Source organism: Bacillota bacterium (assembly GCA_036504675.1).
Taxonomy (GTDB): domain Bacteria; phylum Bacillota; class Sulfobacillia; order JAJYWN01; family JAJZPE01; genus DASXUT01.
The window spans coordinates 1-20,514 of record DASXUT010000152.1; the positions used below are offsets into that span (position 1 = coordinate 1).

A 20,514-nucleotide genomic window follows, 5' to 3' on the forward strand; every position below is an offset into this window, starting at 1 on the left:
TCTACCGCAATGACCAGCCGGCCGGCCTCGCCGACGTGGCTTACTTCGATGAAGTGCAGGTGGTCCTGGACGCGGTCGGCCGGGTGACCTTTTTGGATGCCCACATGGTCTCGGTCGAGGGAGTGTTCAAGTCCCTCGATCTCTCCACCCTGAGAGTCCAGTATGACCTGACCACGGGCAACGGTCCCGACGGCTCGCCCACCACGGAGACTCGTTCGATTACCGTCTTGCCCGAAGCGGCCGTCTTCCGCAACGGCAAGGCCGTCGGGCTGTCGGCCTTGCGGCCCGATGACCGGTTTGTGGCCATCCTGAAGGTCATCGACGGCTCGAACCGCGCCAGGGCGGTCGACGCCACCGGGACCTCGGTGGCCGGGGCCTTCGACGGCTATGATGTGACCAAGAGAGTCCTGACGATGACCGCCGGTGGATCGACGCCGCCTGAAACGCACCAGTATCAAGTGGCGTCTGGGGCGGCCATCTTCCTCGACGGGCAGCGGGCTGGAATGACGGACCTGCGCCCGGGGGACTCGATCGAACTGGCCCTGGACCCACAGGGCGGCCAGGCCATCTTCGTCAACGCGGAAAGGCCCAGGTGATCGGGATGAAACGGCGATCATCGACCACGATAGTAGCCCTCTGCTTGGCCGTGACTTTCAGCCTGGGCGGGCCGTCGCCGTCGGTCCTGGCCTCATCGCCGGTTGCGGCCGCCACGCCCTCGCGGCCCCTCACCGCGCAGTTGCGGCAGGCCATCGTCAAGGCCACGGTCGCGGGCCGCTCCACCCTCAAGATCATGGTCGTCCCCCAGGACGGGCAGGCGGGGTCAGTCGCCCGAGACATCGCCAGGCTTGGCGGAATCCTCCTCGACGCTTCAGCCAACGGTGAGTACCTGGCCTTCTCAGTCCCCGTCGACCACCTTGTCCGGGTCGCCTCACTGACCGGCATCCGCGGTCTCAGCCCGGACACGGGAGTCTCACTTGGCGACTACAAAGCGGCGGAGACGGCCGTCGCCGCCGGCCTGGACCCGACCTCCGTCCGTCAGAGCCTCGGGGACGACTCCGCCGCCATCAAGGCCGCCGAGTTCAACAGCCGGACCGGTGTCGACGGCCGCGGGGTGACCGTCGCCATCATCGACACCGGAATTGACCCGGCCCATCCCGACCTGGCGATGACCTCGACCTGGCAGCAGAAGATCGTCGACTGGCAGGACTTTACCGGTGAGGGCGACGTCAACACGACCAGCTACGCCTCGGCCAGCCGCGGCGTCATCAGCACGGCTTACGGCAGCATGAACGTGGGCCGCATCGCCTCGCGGAGCGGACGCTATCACTATGGGATGTTCCGTGAGAGGAACCTCAACAGCGCTGGCGAGATCGGCCAGGACGTCAACCGCAACGGGGTGACCAACGACGAGTTTCCCGTGCTTGTCGTCGACGCCAACCGCTCGGGCGTTTATGATACGGTCTACGTCGACACCAATCGGGATTACAGCTTCACCGATGATCCCCCCCTGGAAGTCTTCGCCGACTCGGGCCTGACCGGACGCTTCGCCGACGAGCAAGTCGGGGGCCGGCAGGGCATGCCCTTTGTCATCACCAACATCCGACGCGATGGGGGCTTGGTCAACCTCGGCTTCGACGGTAACGGGCACGGCACGCACGTGGCCGGGATCGCCGCGAGCGCCGGGCTGTTCCGGGCCGGAGCGGTGGGAGTCGCGCCGGGAGCGAAGCTGATGGCCCTGAAGGTCCTCGACTCAGCCGGCGACGGCTCCTGGGACAGCATCTCGCGGGCCCTGGTTTACGCCGCCGAGCACGGGGCCAAGGTGGCCAGCCTCAGCCTGGCCACGGTCAACGACAATAGTTCGGCCGACAGCGCCCAGTCCCAGCTCATCGCCGAACTGAGCCTGAAGTACGACCTGCTGATCGCCATCGCCGCCGGGAACGAGGGACCGGGATTGTCCAGCGCCCTGACGCCCGGTGACGCCAACGAGGCGTTGACCGTCGGGGCCTATTTCTCACCCCTGATGTGGAAACATCTTTACGACCTCGACGTTCCCCACGAGGGCGTCTGGTACTACAGCGCCGTCGGTCCCAGGCGCGACGGCTCTCTGGCCCCGAATCTGGTCGCCCCGGGCGCGGCCATCTCCACCGTTCCCCTGTGGCTCGAGCCCAGCGGCTACGAGCTCCGCGAGGGGACAAGCATGTCCGCTCCGCTGGCCGCCGGCGCGGCGGCCCTGCTTATCCAGGCCGCCTCCGAAGCCGGCTTGGCCGCCACGGGCCGGCAGGTGAAGAACTCCTTAGAGCTTGGTGCCCGCTCGCTGGATGGTTATCAGGCGGTCGAGCAGGGCCACGGTCTGATCGACCTGCCGGCGGCCTGGAGCCAGCTGCAGCGGATGGTCGAGGACTCGCCGAAGATCCTCACCTGGGTCAGCGAGAACGTCCCCTCGGCGGCCGGGGGGACCTACGCCCGGGACTTCGATCCGGCGGGCGTCGGCGTCACTCTGGAAAACCCGGGCTTGACGGCGGTCAGGATGACCCTTGGTTCAACCGCCGACTGGGTGACCGCCGATCACCTACGGATGACCGTCCCGGCCGAGTCCCAGCGGCTGATGTACCTGAACTATGACGTCCCGGAGACCCCCGGACTGTACTCGGCGTTGGTCTACGGGCGCGGCGAAGCCAGCCGGGCGGACGACATGCAATTCCTGAGCACGGTGGTCCGACCCTACCAGTTCTCCGGCGAGAATGACTGGAGGCTGCGGCTCAACGGGACAACCGAGGCCGCCCACTACAAGCGCTACTTCCTGGAGGTCCCCAACGGGGCCGTCCAGATGAAGATCAGACTCTCGATCCCATCCGACGGAAAGCAGGGTTATCAAGGCCGGGCCTGGATGCAGATCAACCGTCCGGACGGCTGGGAGCTGACCAGGACCGACTTCATCGGCTTGGGCAGCGAGCAACTCGGACTGGAAAGCGACCTCGGGGCATCCAATGGGAGCGGGCCGACCGGTCAGCTGCCCCCGCCGGGCGGCCAGAATCAGGGTGGCCAGACCCCGGGTACGGGTCCGGCCGACGCCCTCGGCTCCGCCACCGTCGAGAGGGTCGTCGAAAAGCCCGAGGCGGGCGTGTGGGAAGTGGTCGTCTACAGTTCCCCGGCGTTGTCGCGTTTCGGCCGGGACGCCACCGTCTTCGGGCTTGACGCCGAGCTGTCCGGGTTCGAGATCAGCCCCGACTCCTGGCGGGCCAACGTCGGCAGCGCCGACAATCCCACGAACCAGGTGGCCCAAGAGTTCTCGGTGACTGCTCAGGGGTTGTCCTTCACCGGCAACCTGGTGGGTTACGGACTCAGTCGAGGCTACAATGAGGTGACGACCGAACGGGCGACGGTCACGGGTCGCGAGACCTTCTCCAAGACCCTGCCCGACCTCCCGCCGGGAGTCGCCATCCTGAAGGTCTCGGCTTCGAACCCCTCTCCCGAGGCCGATCTCGACCTGTATCTTTACCGCTATGACCCGGTCAGGAAAGACTGGGTCGCTTTCGGGGACTCGGCCCGGCCGGGAGTCGACAACGAGACCATCGAGGTGGCTCAGCCTCCGGCCGGACAGTACGTCGTCTACGTTGAAGCCTATGGGGCACGATCCAATATCAGCTTCGAATTGCAGACGGCCCAGGTGCCGAGCAGCGGGCAGCTGGCCACCGGCGACCCAGCCGTGACCCACCCGGCCGGAAGCACCTGGCTGGCGACGATGCGGGCCAACGTCCCCGACCCCCCCGGCGAGTACTACGGCTTCCTGGCGGTGCGGGACTCCAAACAAGAGCAGACCCTGGCCCTTTTCCCGGTCTTCCTGGCCAAGGGCCAGCCGGTCCTGACCATCGAGACTGCCGAGCGGCGCCTCACCCCCGGGCGTGCCGGTGAGGTGAACCTTGAACTGAGAGACCCGGACACCGGCACCCTCGTCTCCGGGCTGGCCATCATCAACGGGCGAACCTATGAGGCCGTCGATGGTCACCTCACCATCCCGGTCCAGCCGGGGACCGACGGCGTGACTCTACAGATCACGGCCAGCGCCGACGATTTCGGGTTCAGCGAATACACTCTTCACGTCGACTCGGCTCCGAGCGAAACCGAAGCCGGCGGGACCACCACCAACGGCGCCCCCTCGACCAGGTTGAGCCGCCTCATCGAAGAACTCCGTTTGGGACCCGGGGGGCAATGATGAGCCACGTCCTCATCCTTGATGACCAACCCGCCGTCCGTTTGCTTCTCAGGACGATCACCGAGAGCCTCGGTCATCGGGCGACCGAAGCCGGCAACGCCGAGCAGGCCTTCGACCTTGTCGAACGGAACCCCCCGGACCTCATCCTGGTCGACCTGAACCTCCCGGGGGCGAGCGGCCTGGATTTCGTCAGGCGCCTGCGCGACAACGGGTTCGCCTGCCGGGTCATCATCTTGTCGGCCAGCGACCGGCTCCCCGACGAGCACCTGCGGGCCACCCTCGGCCTATGGGATTGCCTGGTCAAGCCCTTCGACGTGGGCGTCCTGAAGAGCCGCCTGATCGAGGCCCTCGGCGGGCGTCAGACGGGGACGACCTGAGCGCGGCTGGCCGAATGACGAGGGCGACGAGGGCGCGCATCCGGCCCGGGGCCAATGGCTCCGGGTTCTGTTTTGGCGCGCTTATCGTCCGGGGATTGACTCCTCGGTCTTTCCTCACCTTCGCTCGGCCGCCTGGCCCCGGCGGCTCCGGGGGCGTTTCCCGGACGGCCGACGGCTTTCTTCGCCATCCTGGAAACTCCTGCCAGTGTCGAGCGAATCCCGAGGAGGGGAATCCCAGGCCGGGATGGAATAGCTTTCATTGACTCCGAGGCCCCTCACCCCGAGGGGTCCTGGCCGGATGACCGTCGACACTTCAGAGAAGGCGGTGGAGCAGATGACGGTGATGATCAGGTTGCGGGTCAGCGAAGCCGACGCGCACTACGGGGGTGGGCTGGTGGCCGGGTCCTACGTCATGGGTCTATTCGGCGACGTGGCCACGGAATTGCTCATCCGCCGGGACGGTGACGAGGGGCTCTTCGTGGCCTATGACCTCGTTGAATTCAAGGCGCCCGTCCGTGCCGGGGACTACCTCGAAGTCACCGGACGGATCACTCATGAGGGCCGGACCTCGCGGAAGATGGAGTTCGAGGCCTGGCGGGTGATCGGCGCCCTCCCCGAGATCAACGACAGCGCGGCCGAGGTCCTTCCCTCGCCGGTCCTGGTGGCCAGAGCCTCCGGGACCTGCGTCGTCACGGCCGATAAGCAACGCCGATCGGGTCCCGCCGCGGGCGGCGACTGAGGGGGTTATCGGTCATGGACAAGCTCATCATCACCTGCGCCCTGACCGGCGCCGAGATCGCCAAGGCCGACTTTCCGCCGCTCCCGTGCAGCCCGGAGGAGATCGCCGCGGCCGCCGATGAGGTCCGCCGGGCCGGCGCCTCGATGGTCCATATCCACGGGCGGGACGATAACGACCGGCCGACGCAGCGTACCGACGTTTTCGCCAAGGCCATCGGGCTCATCCGGGCCAGGACCGACGTGATCGTCCAGGTCTCGACGGGCGGGGCGGTCTGGATGACCGCCGAGGAACGCCTCGGGCCGGTATCCCTGACCGGCCCGCTGAAGCCCGAGATGGCCACCCTCACCACCGGCACAGTCAATTTCGGGGACGAGGTCTTCGCCAACCCCGGCCCGACCATCGAGATCTTCGCCAGGCGCATCGTCGAGGCCGGGATCAAGCCGGAAATCGAGGTGTTCGATGCCGGCTTTGTCGACAACGCCTTGCGCTTGGTGGCCAGGGGGCTCCTGACCCCGCCCCTTCACTTCGATTTGGTCATGGGGGTGCCGGGGGGCATCGCCGGAACCCCTCGCAACCTGATCCACTTGGTCGGCGGGCTGCCCGCGGGCAGCACCTGGAGCGTCGCCGGCATCGGCCGGGCGCAGTTGCCCCTCGGCGTGATGGCCATCATCCTCGGCGGGCACGTCCGGGTCGGGTTCGAGGACAACATCTTCTACACGCGCGGCGTTACGGCGCAAAGCAATGCCCAGCTGGTGGCCAGGATCGTCCTGATTGCCGGCGAGCTTGGGCGGGAAGTGGCCACGCCGGATGAAGCGCGGATGATCTTGGGACTGAAAGCCTGACGAGAGGTCAAGACTGAAAGCCAGGGAGGCGCAGAGATGAAATTCTTCATTGACACGGCCAACATAGACGAGATCAAGGAGGCCAACGACTGGGGCGTTGTCGACGGCGTGACCACCAACCCAACCCTGGTGGCCAAGGAGGGGCGCGACTTCCACACGGTGGTCAAGGAGATCGCGGCCATCGTCAAGGGGCCGATTAGTGCCGAAGTAGTCAGCCTGGAGGCCCCGAAGATGGTCGAGGAGGCCAAGGTCCTGAACGGGCTGGCCCCCAACATCGTCATTAAGGTGCCGATGTGCAAGGAAGGGCTCAAGGCGGTCAAGATCCTGGCCGGCCTGGGCATCAAGACCAACGTCACCCTGATTTTCTCGGCTCCCCAGGCGATCATGGCCGCCAAGGCCGGCGGGGCCTTCGTCAGCCCATTCATCGGCCGACTGGACGACATCGGCAACGAAGGAATGCAGGTCATCAAGGACATCGCCGACATCTTCTTCCTGCACGAGATCGATGGTGAGATCATCGCCGCCAGCGTCAGGCACCCGATCCACGTGGTCGAGGCGGCCAAGGCCGGGGCCGATATCGCCACCATCCCCTTCAAAGTCCTCGAGCAGATGATCAGACATCCTTTGACTGACATCGGCATCGATCGTTTCCTGGCCGATTGGAAGAAGCTTGGCAAGTGACCGCCGGCCGGCTCGACCGCCGGCCCTGCGGCGACCATGAGGCTTTCCCGCCCGGGATAAAAACGAGCAGCTAGGTTATACTCCTGACGTGGCCCAACCGGCCACGTCTTTGAGTTTTTTGCCAGGACCGATTGTTCAGGTGGTGATGAACGACGAGACGACAACTCAATCGGCGACCTCTCGCGGCCTTGCTCCTCGGCGCCGCTGTGGCCCTGCTTCTCGGGGCCGCGTTTAGCCCGGCGGCCACGACGCCGACCGCCTCGTCGGCCTCCGCCGCGTCGGCCACGGAGGCCGGCCAAAAGGTCCTGTGGCACGAGGTGAAGCGCGGTGATACCCTCTACGGCTTGGCCGTCCGCTACGGGACCGACGTGGCCACGATCCAGGAGACCAACGGGCTCAGCGGCAACTTGATCAGGGTCGGCCAGCAACTGTTGATCGTTCCCGGTGGCTCCCAGATGTATCGGGTCAAGGCCGGCGACACCCTGTGGACGATTGCCGAGTCGCTCGGTTCGACGGTCCAGGATGTCACCCTGGCCAACGGGCTCAAGGATCCAAACCGCATCGCCGTCGGGGACCTCCTGCTGGTCCCGGCGACGGTGACCCCGGAGGGAGCCAACTACAAGCCCGCCTCAGCCGGGACGGCGACCATCGTCCGGTTCATCTGGCCGGTCAAGGGGGCCATCACCTCCGCCTTCGGGATGAGGGACGGCGAGATGCACAACGGGATTGACATCGCCGCCAATTACGGTGATAGGATCCTGGCCACGGCCGATGGCACCGTCGCCGGCACCGGCTGGATCTCCGGCTACGGGCAGACCGTCATCATCGCTCACGCCTCCGGCTACCGCACCCTTTACGCCCACATCCAGAAGGCCCTGGTCAAGGCGGGGAAGCCGGTCAAACAGGGGCAGGTCATCGCCCTGGTCGGGTCGACGGGTAAGTCGACCGGGCCGCACCTGCACTTCGAGGTCAGCCGCAACGCCAAGAGAATCGACCCCGTGACCAGTCTGAGCCCGTGAATTTCCACCGGCCGGGTATTGACGGGCGTCTGCCGGCCATGGTAGATTTGAGCCAGAAAACTTAATGGGGAACGAAACCGCTAGGGGTGCTCTTCGTGGGCTGAAAGGAGGCATTCGCCTCCAACCCTCCAACCTGACCTGGATAATACCAGCGTAGGGAAGCGACCGCCGGAACCGGACCCAATGACCACATCTGACGGCTGCAGCACCTGCGGGGGCTGCGGCTTTCGTTTTCCCCGGACAAGGGGGAACGCGAGTTGAAGAAGCTTCCAGTGAAGGCGTGGGTCGAGGCCGGGGTGATGATCGCCCTGGCGGTCGTGCTCCACCTGGTCAAGGTCTACCAGCTGCCGGCGGGCGGCTCGATCACCGCCGGGAGCATGGTCCCGCTCATCTACATCGCCCTCCGTTACGGACCCGGCCTGGGGATGCTGACCGGGGCGGCCTACGGGCTGATCGACTTCGCCTTTGAGCCGTTCTTCGTCCACCCGGCCCAGTTTATCTTGGACTACCCGCTGGCTTTCGCCGTCCTCGGCCTGGCCGGCCTGATCCGGCGGTGGCCGGCCGCGGGGGCGGCCTTTGGGGTCGCCCTGCGCTTCGTCTGTCACTTCGTCTCCGGCGTCGTTTTCTTCGCCAGTTCAGCCCCCAAAGGCCAGAATGTCTGGGTTTACTCGGCCATCTACAACGGCAGCTATCTCCTGCCCGAGTTGGTCATCAGTGCCTTCCTGACCTACCTGGTCTTCGCCGCCTTGAAGCGGGCCGGCTACCAGCTCAGAGACATCCGTGCCTGACCCGGTGGGCCGGCCCGGCCCCGCCTTGCGGCCGCCGCACGGCCGACCGGCCGTAGTCATCGCCGGGGGCCCGCGGGTCTCCCTGGAGCTGGTCCGGAAGTCCCTGGCGGCAGGGGACTTCCTCCTTTGCACCGACAGCGGCGGCACGGTCGCGGTCCGGCTCGGGGTCCTTCCCGACCTGCTCTTGGGGGATTTTGATTCCCTTCCTCCGGGGGACGCGCGGTGGCTTGAGGAGCGGGGGTGCCCCCGTTGGCAGTTCCCGGTGGAGAAGGACAAAACCGACCTGGAGCTTGCCTTGGACCACCTATTGGCGGCCGGGGCCGGTGACGTGACTGTCACCGGCGCCCTGGGCGGGCGATTCGACCACTCCCTGGCCAACCTCAACCTCCTCAGCCGGTTCGAAGCCCGCGGCCTCAGGGTGGGCCTGGACGACGGCTCCGAGCGGGCCTTCCTGGTCCGACCAGGCGAGGTTGCCCGGATCGAGGGGCGACCCGGCCTGACGGTGAGCCTCTTCTCGGCCACCCCCCGGTGCCGCGGGATCACCCTCACGGGCTTCAAATATCCGCTCTCGGCGGCCACCTTGGCCCACGGCTCGACCCTGGGGGTTTCCAACCAACTCGTGGCGCCGGCCGGCACGGTCACCCTGACGGCGGGCCGGCTCATCGTCGTCGTCGCGGACCTGGCGGGCACGTAAAGTAGAAGATTCACCAGAAGATTCCTGAGTTGCGGCACCATGCGGCTTGTGCTATAATCTAAGAGCGTTCGCTCCAAAGAACGCTGTTTTTTGGCCGCTCGGCCCACTTGATCGGGCCGAAACCGGCGTCAAACCTGGTTTTTGCGGCCGGATCAAGTATGGAGAGGGGCTTCGCCATGAAGGACAAGATCCACCCAAAGTATGAAAAGACCACGGTGACCTGCGCTTGCGGAGCCACCTACGAGGTTGGTTCGACCAAGAAGAGTATCCGGGTTGAAATCTGCTCCAAGTGCCACCCGTTCTACACCGGGCAGCAGCGCATCGTCGACAGCGCCGGCCGCGTGGAGCGGTTTAAGAGGAAGTACGGGCTCAAGTAGCGTCCGGACATCACTTCGCTGAGAATAGCAGAGCCCTTGCTCTGCTATTTTTGCGCTTTCTAGCGGCCGGAACTCGACCAGTCTTTCGGGGAGGTGAGGGTTAATGCCTGATCGGTCCAGCCCGTCCAAGGAATTCAACTACGGCGGCCAGGCGGTCATCGAAGGGGTGATGATGCGCGGCCGCGACGTCATGGCCACCGCCGTTCGGCGCGCCGACGGTTCAATCATCTGTCAGGTCGACCCGGCCGTGCCCGCGTCCCGTCGCTACAAGTGGCTCGGGTGGCCCGTCATCCGCGGGGCCGTGGCTCTCTATGACTCGGTGTCTCTGGGGCTGAAGGCGCTCGTCTTCTCCTCTAACCAGATGGCCGAGGGCGAGGGGGAGAAGGTCACCGCCGCCGAGATGAGCCTGACCATGCTCATCGGCGTGGCCGTGGCCATCGCCCTCTTCGTCGTCGCCCCGACCCTGGCGATCGGACTGGTCAAGCGGTACCTGTCCGGGCAGCCGATCGTCCTGAACCTCGTCGAAGGCGTCCTCAGATTGGCCATCTTCCTGGGTTACCTGGCGGCCATCACCAGGCTTGCCGACATCCAGCGGGTCTTTGCCTACCACGGCGCGGAGCACAAGGTCATCCTGGCCTACGAAGCCTGTCCCGACCAGGAGGTCACGGTCGAAGCGACCCACGCCAAGACCACCCTCCATCCCCGTTGTGGGACGAGCTTCCTCCTCTTCGTGGTCGTCGTCAGCATCATCCTGTTCTCCTTCTTTGGCTGGCCCGGCGTTTGGCAACGGATTGCCACCAGGCTGGCCCTTCTGCCGGTGGTCGCCGGCCTGTCCTACGAAATCATCCGGCTCTCCGGCCGGTCGAAGTCTCCCCTCATCGCCTGGGCCGTCGCCCCCGGCCTCTGGTTGCAGCGGTTGACCACCCGTCAGCCTGACGACAGCCAGGTCGAGGTGGCCATCGCCGCCCTCAAGGGGGCCCGCACGGGCGTCGGCTTTGAGATTCCGGCCCCGGCGGCCGAGCCCATCTTGCCCGCCGCCGCCAACGTTCAAGGGGTGTAATCACCATGTTCGATAAGCTTAAAGCGGTCGAGGAGCGGTACGAGGAACTCAACCAGCTCCTCGCCGACCCAAGAGTGCTGGCCGAGCCGGCCCAGTTCAAGAAGCTGGCCAAGGAGCACTCCGTCTTGAGCGAGCTGGTGGCGGTTTACCGGGAATACAAGGAAATCGACCGCCGCCTGACCGATGACCGCGAGATGCTCAAAGACAAGCTCGACCCGGAGTTCAAGGAACTGGTGGAGGCCGAGGCCGCCCAGTACGAGCGGCGCATCGAGGAACTCAAGGAGGGGTTGAAGGTCCTCCTCCTGCCCCGCGATGTCAACGACGAGAAGAACATCATCGTCGAGATCCGGGCCGGGGCCGGCGGGGAGGAGGCCGCCCTCTTCGCGGCCGACCTGGCCCGCATGTACATGCGTTACTCCGAGCGTCAGGGCTGGAAGACCGACATCCTGAGCGCCAACGAGACCGGCATCGGCGGTTACAAAGAGATCATCTTCGTCGTCGAAGGCGACGGCGCTTACGGGCGCCTGAAGTACGAAAGCGGAGTCCACCGGGTCCAGCGGGTCCCGTCGACCGAGGCTTCCGGCCGCATCCACACCTCGACGGCCACCGTGGCCATCCTGCCCGAGGCCGAAGAGGTGGACGTCCAGATCGACCCGAAGGACCTGCGGATCGACGTCTTCTGTTCAGGCGGGAAGGGCGGCCAGAGCGTCAACACGACCTATTCGGCCGTCCGCATCACCCATCTCCCGTCGGGCATCGTCGTCTCCTGCCAGGACGAGCGGTCGCAGGTTCAGAACCGCGAGAAGGCCATGCGCGTCCTGCGGGCCCGGCTACAAAGCCACATCCAGGAACAGCGCGACTCGGAGCTGGCCCAGAACCGCCGCGCCCAGGTCGGCACGGGCGACCGCAGCGAGCGGATCCGGACCTACAACTTCCCGGACGGCCGAGTCACCGACCATCGCATCGGTCTAACCATTTATCGGATCAACCAGACCCTCGATGGCGAGCTCGATGAGTACATCGAGGGCCTCGCCGCCGCCGACCAGGCGGAGCGGCTCAAGGCGCTGAGCGTCCAATGAGAGCTGAAGGCCTGTCGGTCGGAAGCACCGTCCGGGAGGCTCTGGCCTGGGGAACCGAGCGGCTGCAAGGGGCCGGTGTCCCGAATCCTCAATACGATACCGCCGTCATTCTGGGGCAGATCTTCGGGCGTCCCCGCCTGGAGCTGCCCCTGTACTATAGGAGCCCGCTCACCCGGCCGCAGGCGGCCGACTTCGAGGGGCTGGTGCGGCGCCGGATGTCTCGCGAGCCGCTGCAGTATGTCCTCGGGCACGAGGGCTTCATGGGCCTGGATTTCTCCGTCGACCCGCGGGGTCTGATCCCGCGCCCGGAGACGGAGGGGCTGGCCGAGCGAGCCCTGGCCATCGTCGGGGCCGGACACCCCCAACCGCGAATCGCCGACGTCGGGACGGGCTCGGGTTGCCTGGCCATCGTCTTGGCCAAGACCGTGCCCGGGGCCCGTGTCTGGGCCATTGACCGCTCGGAAGATGCCCTGGCCCTGGCCCGCGAGAACGCCGCCCACCACGTCGTGGCGGATCAGATCGAGTTCGTCGCCGGCGACTACCTCCAGCCGCTGGTCCGCCGCGGCGTGGCGGTCGACCTGGTCGTCTCCAACCCGCCATACATCCCGAGCGGCGAGATTCCCTCCCTTCAGGAGGAGGTACGCGAGTTCGAGCCGCGAAGTGCTCTCGACGGAGGGCCGGACGGGCTGGCTGCCTACCGGGCCTTGGCCGGGCAGGCCCCGCTGGTCCTGACCAGGCCGGGCTGGCTGGCTCTGGAGATCGGCCACGGACAGGCTGAGGCGGTCGCCGCCCTCCTCGCCGCGGCCGGCTTCGGGACCATCGAAAATCACTCCGACCTGGCCGGCATTTCCCGCGTGATCACGGCAAGGATTGGGCTTGAATCGGCTCCACCATCGGGTACCCGACGGGCGGACAACCCGGCCGGCCGCCCATGACCAACCACCCATGAACACTCGTTTAGTCAGAATCCACCCGGGCGACCTAGACACCGAGGCCGGTCGCCGGGCCATCAGCGAGGCCGCGGCCGTCATCCGCGCCGGCGGGCTGGTCGCCTTTCCCACCGAGACGGTTTATGGTCTCGGGGCCAACGGGCTCGACGAGGACGCCGTCGCCCGCATCTTCGTGGCCAAGGGCCGCCCGCAGGACAATCCGCTCATCCTCCACGTGGCCGAGCCGGCGGCCGTCCGTCCGTTGCTGGCCGAGGTGCCCCGCCAGGCCGAGCGGCTGATGGCCAGGTTCTGGCCGGGACCTCTGACCCTCGTCCTGCCGCGCAGCCCGCTGGTGCCCGACGTGGTCACCGGTGGCCTGGAGACGGTCGCCGTGCGGCTTCCCGACCACCCCGTCGCCCGGGCCCTGATCAGCGCGGCCGGCGTGCCCATCGCCGCCCCGAGCGCCAACCTCTCCGGCCGGCCCAGCCCGACGGCGGTCGAGCACGTCCAGACCGACCTCGGCGGGCGGGTCGAGATGATCATCGACGGGGGACCGACCGACGTCGGGGTGGAGTCTACCGTCCTCGACGTGACCGCCGAGCCGCCGTTCATCCTGAGGCCCGGCGGGGTCACCAAGGAGCAACTCCTGGCCTTCCTGGGAGAGGTGGGTGGCCCTGAGTCGCCGGGTTCGACGAGCGCAGGACGCCCCCGCGCCCCGGGGATGAAGTACACCCACTACTCGCCGCGGGCCCCACTGACCCTCTTCCTGGGTCCTTCGGACCTGGTCGTGCCGACCATCGTCGATCGGGTCGCCGAAGAGCGCGCCAACGGTCGGCGGGTGGGCGTGCTCACCGTCGATGAGCACTCGGCGGCCTTGGCCGAAGCCTCCGGGACCGGGGTTGTCATGGCCAGCCTGGGGTCGCAGCTCGACGGGGTCGCCGCCGCCGAGAACCTTTTCCGTCGCCTGCGTTCCTTCGATGCCGAGGGCGTAGACGTCATCCTGGCCGAAGGGGTCGATGAGGGCGGGCTCGGGCTGGCGGTGATGAACCGCCTCCGGAAGGCGGCCGAAAGGATCGTCCGGGTCGGCCGGCGCGACTGAATCACCCGGGGCCGCCGGTCCCGACTTAACCGCCCCTTCCTCGGATATCCTAACCTGGAATAGGCCACCATCAAGGGAGAAATCGATGAAACTGCTCTTCGTCTGCTCGGGCAACACCTGTCGCAGTCCGATGGCCGAAGCCTTGACCCGCCGGGCGCTGGAGGACAAGCGAATCCAGGGGGTCGAGGTCGCCTCGGCCGGGACCGACGCCTTCACCGGCGAGTCGGCTTCGGTCAACGCGAAAGCGGCCGTCAATGAACGAGGGATAGACCTTGGCGACCATCGGGCGCGGCGGTTGGACCGGCAGCTTATCGACGAAGCCGACCTCATCCTGACGATGACCTCGCGGCACATGGACCGGGTCGTCGGGCTTGTCCCTCGGGCCATCGAGAAGACCTTCACCCTGAAGGAATTCGTCACCGGTGAGCGGCTGGATGTCGCCGACCCCTTCGGTCAATCGCTCGAGACCTATCGTCGCTCGGTCAGCGAGCTTGCCGAGGCGGTCGAGCGGGTCGTCGATCGCTTGAACTTCCCCGGGAGACCGGGGCAACCCATGCAGAGTTCAGATGGAGGGATCGATTAGTGCGTCTGGCCATCGGATGCGACCACGCCGGAGTGGCTCTGAAGCACGAGATCGTCGGCTGTCTTCAGGAACAGGGGATCGCCGTCACCGATTTCGGCACCGAGGGAGCCGATTCGGTCGATTACCCCGACTATGCCAGGAAGGTCGCCGAGGCGGTCAGCGGCGGCGAGGCCGACCGCGGCATCCTCATCTGCGGCACCGGCATCGGCATGTCCATCGCCGCCAACAAGGTCCCCGGCGTAAGGGCGGCCCTTTGCCACGATGTCTTCTCGGCCAGGATGACCCGCGAGCATAACGACGCCAACGTCCTGACCATGGGCGCCCGGGTCATCGGTCCCGGGCTGGCCCTCGAAATCGTCCGGACCTGGCTGGCCGGCGAATACGCCGGCGGCGGGCGCCACGCCAGGCGCCTTGACAAGATCGCCGCCATCGAGCGCGACTGGGCCGGCTCGGTCAAGTAGGGGGGTGGCGCGCTTGGCTTTCCTCGAAGACATCGCCGCCCAGGCCCGCCGGGCCGCCGAGGAACTGCTTGAGGCGGCCCATCTGAAGCCGGGGCAGATCCTCATCGTCGGCGGGAGCACCAGCGAGGTGGCCGGCCAGAAGATTGGTTCGGCCGGCAACCGGGAGGTCGCCGAGGCCATCCTCCAGCCCATCATCGAGTTGGCCAAGGCGGCCCGGGTTCGGCTGGCCGTCCAGGGCTGCGAGCACATCAACCGGGCCGTCGTCGTCCAGCGGGAGACGGCCGAGGCCTACGGTCTCGAGGAAGTCTCGGTCTACCCGGTCGCGAAGGCCGGCGGGGCAATGGCCGCCACGGCTATGGACCTCTTCACCGACCCGGTGGTGGTCGAGGAGATCAAGGCCCATGCCGGGCTGGACATCGGGGACACCTTCATCGGCATGCATCTCCGCCGCGTGGCCGTGCCCGTCCGCCTGTCCCTCAAGGAGATCGGCTCGGCCCACCTGACCGCCGCGAGGACCCGCCCCAAGCTCATTGGGGGCGAACGGGCCGTCTACGTCAGACCTACGGATCATTGAGGAAAGCGGGGTCGGCCGAGCGGGAGAACGCCGGCCGACCGCGAAGCATTAAGGAACATTTGCGGTCCGGAGCGTCCGGGCCGAGGGGGCGACGGACTCTTGCGTCCAAGCTGGGACGAATACTTTATGGAAATCACCAGGGTGGTGGCCGAGCGCTCGACTTGCCTAAGGCGGCAGGTCGGGGCGGTGGTCGTCAGGGACAAGCGCATCCTGACCACCGGTTACAACGGCGCCCCGATGAATCTTCCCCACTGCGCCGAGGCCGGATGCCTGCGCCAGAAGCTGAACATCCCGTCCGGCCAGCGGCAGGAGATTTGTCGCGGCCTCCACGCCGAGCAGAACGCGATCATCCAGGGCAGCCTGCACGGCGTCGGCCTGCAGGGGGCGACCATCTACTGCACCACCTTCCCCTGCGTCACCTGCGCCAAGATGATCATCAACACCGGCATCCGGCGCCTCATCTACGCGGATGCCTACCCCGACGACTTCTCCGCGGGCTTTCTTCAGGACGCCGTCGTCGAGGTCATCCGCTACAATCCGGAGGTCCGGACAAGGGGGTGCGACGGTGCAGACCAAGACGATCTCCCTGCCTCGTCTGAATAACATTCGCCCAAGCATCGATCGGACGGCTTTGAAGCTGATGGAAGAGACGGGTGAGCTGGGGTCGACCATCACCCGCTGGCATGAGGCCGGCGATCCGACCCTCTCCGGGCACCTGGCCCAGATTGGCCGGGACCTCTTGGACGTCGCCCAGACCGCCATCACCATGATCTATGTCCTCGAAGAGCAATACGACGTCGACCTGAAGAACGCCCTGGCTGAGCACATCGACAAGCTTCTCCGCAAAGGCTACCTCAAGCTGGACAAGGATTAGCCAGAGGCGGTCAAGCCACGCGTCGACTGAGGTCGAGCGGTAACAAGTTGACAGAATCCGCCCGACGGGGGTACAATCTTATGGGCCGTCTTCAGGCCCTGTCGATGTTTCGTCGGCAGTCTCCGCCCCAATTGGTCCGGCGTCATCAATCGATTTCTTGGAGAGTGTGCCCGTGGACCTTCCCTGGCTCGTTCTTACCGCCACCGCCTTGGGTTCCGCGCTCCTGACCCCACTCGTCCGAAGGCTTGCCGTCAGGTCCGGGGCGGTCGATCGGCCCGGAATCCGGCACGCCCGCGGCGTTCACAAGCGACCCTTGCCGCGCCTCGGCGGGCTGGCTATCTTCATCGCTTTCGCCGTCGCCGCGCTGGTCGCGGTGGGTTTGAAGGATTCGGGCGACCGTGGCATCCTCCTCGGTGGTTTGCTGATCATCATCGTCGGCGCCATCGACGACTTTCGGCCCCTGTCGGCCAAGGTCAAGTTGGTCTTTCAAATCGCCGCAGCCCTGGTCCTGGTCTTCTCGGGGGTGCAGATCCACGAGTTCACCAATCCCTTGGGCGGTCTGATCTTCCTCGGTGTCTGGAGCATCCCCCTGACCGTCATCTGGGTGGTCGGCCTGATCAACGTGGTCAACTTCATCGACGGGCTGGACGGGTTGGCTGCCGGGGTGTGTTCCATCGCCTCCCTGACCCTTCTTTTCGTGGCCCTCAAGCAGGGACAGGTCGATGACGTCGTCCTCGCCGCCGCCCTGGCCGGAGCCACCCTTGGCTTCCTGCCGTTCAACTTCAACCCGGCCCGGATCATCATGGGCGATTCCGGCTCGATGTTCCTCGGCTACGCCCTGGCGGCCATCTCCGTCGACGGGCTGGTCAAGAGCGCGACCACGGTCGGCCTGGTTGTCCCGGTGCTGGCCATGGGGCTACCCATCTTTGACGGTTTCTTCGCCATCGTCCGCCGGTCGATAAATCATCGGCCGGTCTATGAAGCCGATCGCGGCCACGTCCACCATCGGCTGCTCGACCTCGGACTCAGTCAGAAGCAGGCCGTCCTCGTGCTCTACGGGGTCAGTGGCCTGTTCAGCGCCGGGGCCATCCTCTTCACCGAGGTCAGCCCGGCCCGCGGCCTGATCGTGCTGACTGTCCTCGTCGCCGCGGTCTTCGTGGTGGCCAGGCGTCTGGGCGTCCTCGAGATCAGAACCGGGACCTCGGGCAACCAGGGCAAGCATGTCAAAGGATAGCTCGTTTCCCATCGCCTGACGGCCTAGCCCCACGGGCTAGGCTTTTTTGTAGCTTCCCGGACGGCTGTGGCCATTGGCCCCGTGCCCCGCCAGTCGCCCCGCCGTCCGAGTCAAGGAGGGGCAAAACAAGATGCCCGCACCGCTCAAGGTCATGTCGTGCTTCGGCACCCGACCGGAAGCCATCAAGATGGCCCCCGTCGTCCGGGCCCTGGCCGCCGACCCTGACTTCCTTTCCGTGGTCGCCGTGACCGGCCAGCACCGTGAGATGCTGGACCAGGTCCTGCGGCACTTTGAGATCGCCCCCCGATATGACCTGAACATCATGGTCCCCCGGCAGACCCTTGGCCACATCGTCACCGAGGCCCTGCGCGGACTGGAGGAAGCCATCGAGGCCGAGCGCCCGGACCTGGTCTTGGTCCACGGCGACGCCCACACCTCCTTCGTCGCCGCCCTGGCGGCCTTTTACCGTAAGATCCCGGTAGGACACGTCGAGGCCGGCCTCCGGACCCACGACAAGTGGCGGCCCTATCCGGAGGAGATGAACCGGGTCCTGGCCGATTCGCTGTCGGATTACCTCTACGCGCCGACGGCCACGTCCAGGGGCAATCTGATGCGTGAGGGCAAGCCGGCCGAGGCCATCTTCGTCACCGGTAACACGGCCATCGATGCCCTCTTCTGGACCGTCAAGCCGGGGTACGAATTCCGACGCGACAGCCTTCGGGCCTTGCGGAGTCGACCGGAGCACATCATCGCCGTCGATTGCCACCGTCGCGAGAACCTCGGTCCGCCCATCGAGCAGGTCTGCCTGGCCTTGCGCGACGTGGCTCGAGCGCGAAGCGACGTCGTCATCGTCTTCTCCGTTCATAAGAACCCGGAGGTGCAGGAGCCGGCCCGCCGGATCCTCGCCGGCGAGCCGCGGGTCCGGCTGGAGGAGCCCCTGGACTACCCGGATTGGGCCAATCTCCTCGACCTGGCCGACCTCATCTTGACGGATTCGGGCGGGCTTCAGGAAGAGGCACCTTCGCTCGGCACGCCGGTCTTGCTCTGCCGCGACGACACGGAGCGACCGGAGGCCGTCGAGGCCGGCACGGTAAGGCTCGTCGGCACCGAACGGGAGCGGATCGTGGATGAGGTCGGTCGGCTCCTCGGTGATGAATCGGCTTACGCGGCCATGTCCAAGGCAGCCAATCCTTACGGCGACGGCCATGCGGCCGACCGGATCGTCGCCGCGATCAAGCATCACTTCAACCGCGGGCCGCGTCCGGTTGATTTCCGAGCGTAACCCAGGATTACCACGGCCGGCCAGTGACGCTTGGCCGTGGCATGCTTCGGGTTGATTTCTATCAAAATCGGCTTGGATTAGGCGCGATTGGCGAATTCGACGCCCGTCGTCGGTCCATACTAAGTCATGGGAAGGCATGCTTCTTCCTACGACCTTGGGGGGCCACGCGGGCGCCATTTTTTTGCCCCTAATTGGATGACCCTGGGGTTACGGCATAAGCCGGCTATCGCTGGAAAGGATAGGGGGTGATACCCAGGCTTTACCAGACTGTTGCAGGAGGCTGCCAATATTGGATCGGATCGTGGTCACGGGTGGAACCCGGCTCGAAGGTCGGGTGACCGCTGCCGGAGCCAAGAATTCCGTCCTACCGATGATCGCGGCCGCCCTCCTCACAGACGAACAGGTTAACCTGTTCGACATCCCGCCCCTTGACGATGTCTTCACCATCTGCGAAGTCCTCCAACGATTGGGAGTCGACGTCCGGATCCATCAACCCGGACTGGTCACCATCAGTGCCAAGGATCTCGAGGCCCATGAGGCTCCGTACGACTTGGTCCGCAAGATGAGGGCCTCCGTCCTGGTCATGGGGCCGCTCCTGGCCAGGCTTGGCCGAGTCAAACTGTCCCTTCCCGGGGGCTGCGCCATCGGGACGCGGCCCATCGACCTGCATCTCAAGGGCCTGAGGGCCCTGGGGGCGGTGATCGAGACCGAGCACGGGACGATCGAGGCCCGGGTCCGGCGGCTCCGGGGGAATCGTATCTATCTTGACTACCCGAGCGTTGGCGCGACCGAGAACCTGATCATGGCGGCCACCTTGGCCGAAGGGGTCACGATCATCGAGAATGCGGCCGAGGAGCCGGAAATCGGTGATTTGATCACCCTACTAGACGCGATGGGGGCGAGGATTCAAGGTTCAGGGAGCAAAGTCATTCGGATCGAAGGAGTGGACCGTCTCCACACGGCCAGCCATCGAGCTATCCCAGACCGCATCGAGGCAGGGACATACATGGTCGCGGCGGCCATGACCGGCGGTGACGTCTACGTCGGCAACGCCGTGACCGAGCACCTCGAACCGGTCATCGCCAAACTGGCCGAATGCGGGGCGCTGGTGATCGAGGACAATGGTGGGATCAGGGTCGTCGGACCCGACCGGCCACGGCCGGTGGATGTCAAGACCATGCCCTATCCGGGCTTCCCCACCGATATGCAGCCGCAGATGATGGCCCTCTTGACCATCGCCGGCGGCACCAGCGTGATCACGGAGACCGTCTTCGAAAACCGCTACATGCATGTAGCCGAGTTCAAACGGATGGGAGCCGACATCGTCATCGACGGCCGCACGGCGATCGTCAAGGGCGTGCCGGGCCTATCGGGAGCCCCCGTCAGAGTCCCGGATCTGAGGGCCGGGGCCGCGCTGATCGTGGCCGGCCTGGCGGCCGAGGGTGAGACCGAGGTTTGGGGCATCAATCACGTCGATCGCGGCTACGTCAACATCGAAGGGAAACTGCGCTCCCTTGGGGCAGTGGTGGCACGCTTGGACGAAGCCTTTCTGGCTCTCCGGAGTTCCTGAGCACTCATATGGTGTGCGCAATGACATGACGACCGGGGC

Annotated in this window: 22 protein-coding genes and 1 riboswitch; all 22 genes read left to right on the plus strand. The window is 66.2% G+C overall.

The features are described 5' to 3' along the window. A partial coding sequence (locus VGL40_11520) for a hypothetical protein (GenBank protein HEY3315890.1) occupies positions 1-596 on the plus strand: 596 nt, incomplete at its 5' end. A 5-nt stretch (positions 597-601) separates the two neighbouring features. Then, entirely contained in the window at positions 602-4,213 is a 3,612-nt protein-coding gene (locus tag VGL40_11525) for a S8 family serine peptidase (protein HEY3315891.1), read from the plus strand. Next, complete coding sequence (locus VGL40_11530) at positions 4,213-4,590, plus strand: response regulator (GenBank protein ID HEY3315892.1); 378 nt, start codon at positions 4,213-4,215, stop codon at positions 4,588-4,590. Before VGL40_11525 ends, VGL40_11530 begins: the two co-directional genes overlap by 1 nt. 334 nt (positions 4,591-4,924) lie before the next feature. Further along, on the plus strand, positions 4,925-5,329 hold the full coding sequence (locus VGL40_11535; GenBank protein ID HEY3315893.1) for a hotdog domain-containing protein: 405 nt from the start codon (positions 4,925-4,927) through the stop codon (positions 5,327-5,329). Between the two features lie 14 nt (positions 5,330-5,343). Continuing rightward, on the plus strand, positions 5,344-6,171 hold the full coding sequence (locus tag VGL40_11540; protein ID HEY3315894.1) for a 3-keto-5-aminohexanoate cleavage protein: 828 nt from the start codon (positions 5,344-5,346) through the stop codon (positions 6,169-6,171). Between the two features lie 36 nt (positions 6,172-6,207). Next, positions 6,208-6,852: a fructose-6-phosphate aldolase gene (fsa, locus tag VGL40_11545; protein HEY3315895.1), complete on the plus strand. Its 645-nt coding sequence runs from the start codon at positions 6,208-6,210 to the stop codon at positions 6,850-6,852. Between the two features lie 188 nt (positions 6,853-7,040). After that, positions 7,041-7,871, plus strand: coding sequence for a M23 family metallopeptidase (locus VGL40_11550; protein ID HEY3315896.1), 831 nt, complete (start codon positions 7,041-7,043; stop codon positions 7,869-7,871). A gap of 72 nt (positions 7,872-7,943) precedes the next feature. After that, positions 7,944-8,048: riboswitch (TPP riboswitch) on the plus strand. Between the two features lie 80 nt (positions 8,049-8,128). Further along, positions 8,129-8,659 (plus strand): energy-coupled thiamine transporter ThiT, encoded by a 531-nt coding sequence (gene thiT, locus VGL40_11555; GenBank protein HEY3315897.1) that lies wholly within the window; start codon positions 8,129-8,131, stop codon positions 8,657-8,659. Further along, positions 8,652-9,353 carry a thiamine diphosphokinase gene (locus VGL40_11560; GenBank protein HEY3315898.1) on the plus strand — a complete coding sequence of 234 codons (702 nt, stop codon included), beginning with the start codon at positions 8,652-8,654 and terminating at the stop codon, positions 9,351-9,353. The genes thiT and VGL40_11560 overlap by 8 nt, the downstream gene beginning before the upstream one ends. Before the next feature lie 176 nt (positions 9,354-9,529). Beyond that, positions 9,530-9,730: a 50S ribosomal protein L31 gene (rpmE, locus tag VGL40_11565; GenBank protein ID HEY3315899.1), complete on the plus strand. Its 201-nt coding sequence runs from the start codon at positions 9,530-9,532 to the stop codon at positions 9,728-9,730. Between the two features lie 103 nt (positions 9,731-9,833). Further along, positions 9,834-10,790, plus strand: coding sequence for a DUF1385 domain-containing protein (locus tag VGL40_11570; GenBank protein ID HEY3315900.1), 957 nt, complete (start codon positions 9,834-9,836; stop codon positions 10,788-10,790). 5 nt (positions 10,791-10,795) lie between these two features. Beyond that, positions 10,796-11,869 carry a peptide chain release factor 1 gene (prfA, locus tag VGL40_11575; protein HEY3315901.1) on the plus strand — a complete coding sequence of 358 codons (1,074 nt, stop codon included), beginning with the start codon at positions 10,796-10,798 and terminating at the stop codon, positions 11,867-11,869. Beyond that, the gene (gene prmC / locus VGL40_11580; GenBank protein HEY3315902.1) at positions 11,866-12,804 is read left to right on the plus strand and encodes a peptide chain release factor N(5)-glutamine methyltransferase; all 939 of its coding nucleotides are present in this window, start codon (positions 11,866-11,868) and stop codon (positions 12,802-12,804) included. The genes prfA and prmC overlap by 4 nt, the downstream gene beginning before the upstream one ends. Positions 12,805-12,814: 10 nt before the next feature. Next, positions 12,815-13,897, plus strand: coding sequence for an L-threonylcarbamoyladenylate synthase (locus VGL40_11585; GenBank protein HEY3315903.1), 1,083 nt, complete (start codon positions 12,815-12,817; stop codon positions 13,895-13,897). Between the two features lie 85 nt (positions 13,898-13,982). Next, positions 13,983-14,480, plus strand: coding sequence for a low molecular weight protein arginine phosphatase (locus VGL40_11590; GenBank protein HEY3315904.1), 498 nt, complete (start codon positions 13,983-13,985; stop codon positions 14,478-14,480). Then, positions 14,480-14,941, plus strand: a complete 462-nt coding sequence (rpiB, locus tag VGL40_11595) for a ribose 5-phosphate isomerase B (GenBank protein ID HEY3315905.1) — start codon at positions 14,480-14,482, stop codon at positions 14,939-14,941. The genes VGL40_11590 and rpiB overlap by 1 nt, the downstream gene beginning before the upstream one ends. 13 nt (positions 14,942-14,954) lie before the next feature. Continuing rightward, positions 14,955-15,515: a TIGR01440 family protein gene (locus VGL40_11600; GenBank protein ID HEY3315906.1), complete on the plus strand. Its 561-nt coding sequence runs from the start codon at positions 14,955-14,957 to the stop codon at positions 15,513-15,515. A 99-nt stretch (positions 15,516-15,614) separates the two neighbouring features. Next, positions 15,615-16,118 (plus strand): cytidine/deoxycytidylate deaminase family protein, encoded by a 504-nt coding sequence (locus VGL40_11605; GenBank protein HEY3315907.1) that lies wholly within the window; start codon positions 15,615-15,617, stop codon positions 16,116-16,118. Then, complete coding sequence (locus VGL40_11610; protein HEY3315908.1) at positions 16,081-16,389, plus strand: nucleotide pyrophosphohydrolase; 309 nt, start codon at positions 16,081-16,083, stop codon at positions 16,387-16,389. Before VGL40_11605 ends, VGL40_11610 begins: the two co-directional genes overlap by 38 nt. Before the next feature lie 172 nt (positions 16,390-16,561). Further along, the gene (locus VGL40_11615) at positions 16,562-17,623 is read left to right on the plus strand and encodes an MraY family glycosyltransferase (GenBank protein HEY3315909.1); all 1,062 of its coding nucleotides are present in this window, start codon (positions 16,562-16,564) and stop codon (positions 17,621-17,623) included. A 130-nt stretch (positions 17,624-17,753) separates the two neighbouring features. Continuing rightward, complete coding sequence (wecB, locus tag VGL40_11620; GenBank protein HEY3315910.1) at positions 17,754-18,905, plus strand: UDP-N-acetylglucosamine 2-epimerase (non-hydrolyzing); 1,152 nt, start codon at positions 17,754-17,756, stop codon at positions 18,903-18,905. Between the two features lie 289 nt (positions 18,906-19,194). Next, positions 19,195-20,475: a UDP-N-acetylglucosamine 1-carboxyvinyltransferase gene (gene murA, locus VGL40_11625; protein HEY3315911.1), complete on the plus strand. Its 1,281-nt coding sequence runs from the start codon at positions 19,195-19,197 to the stop codon at positions 20,473-20,475. Positions 20,476-20,514: the final 39 nt, after the last annotated feature.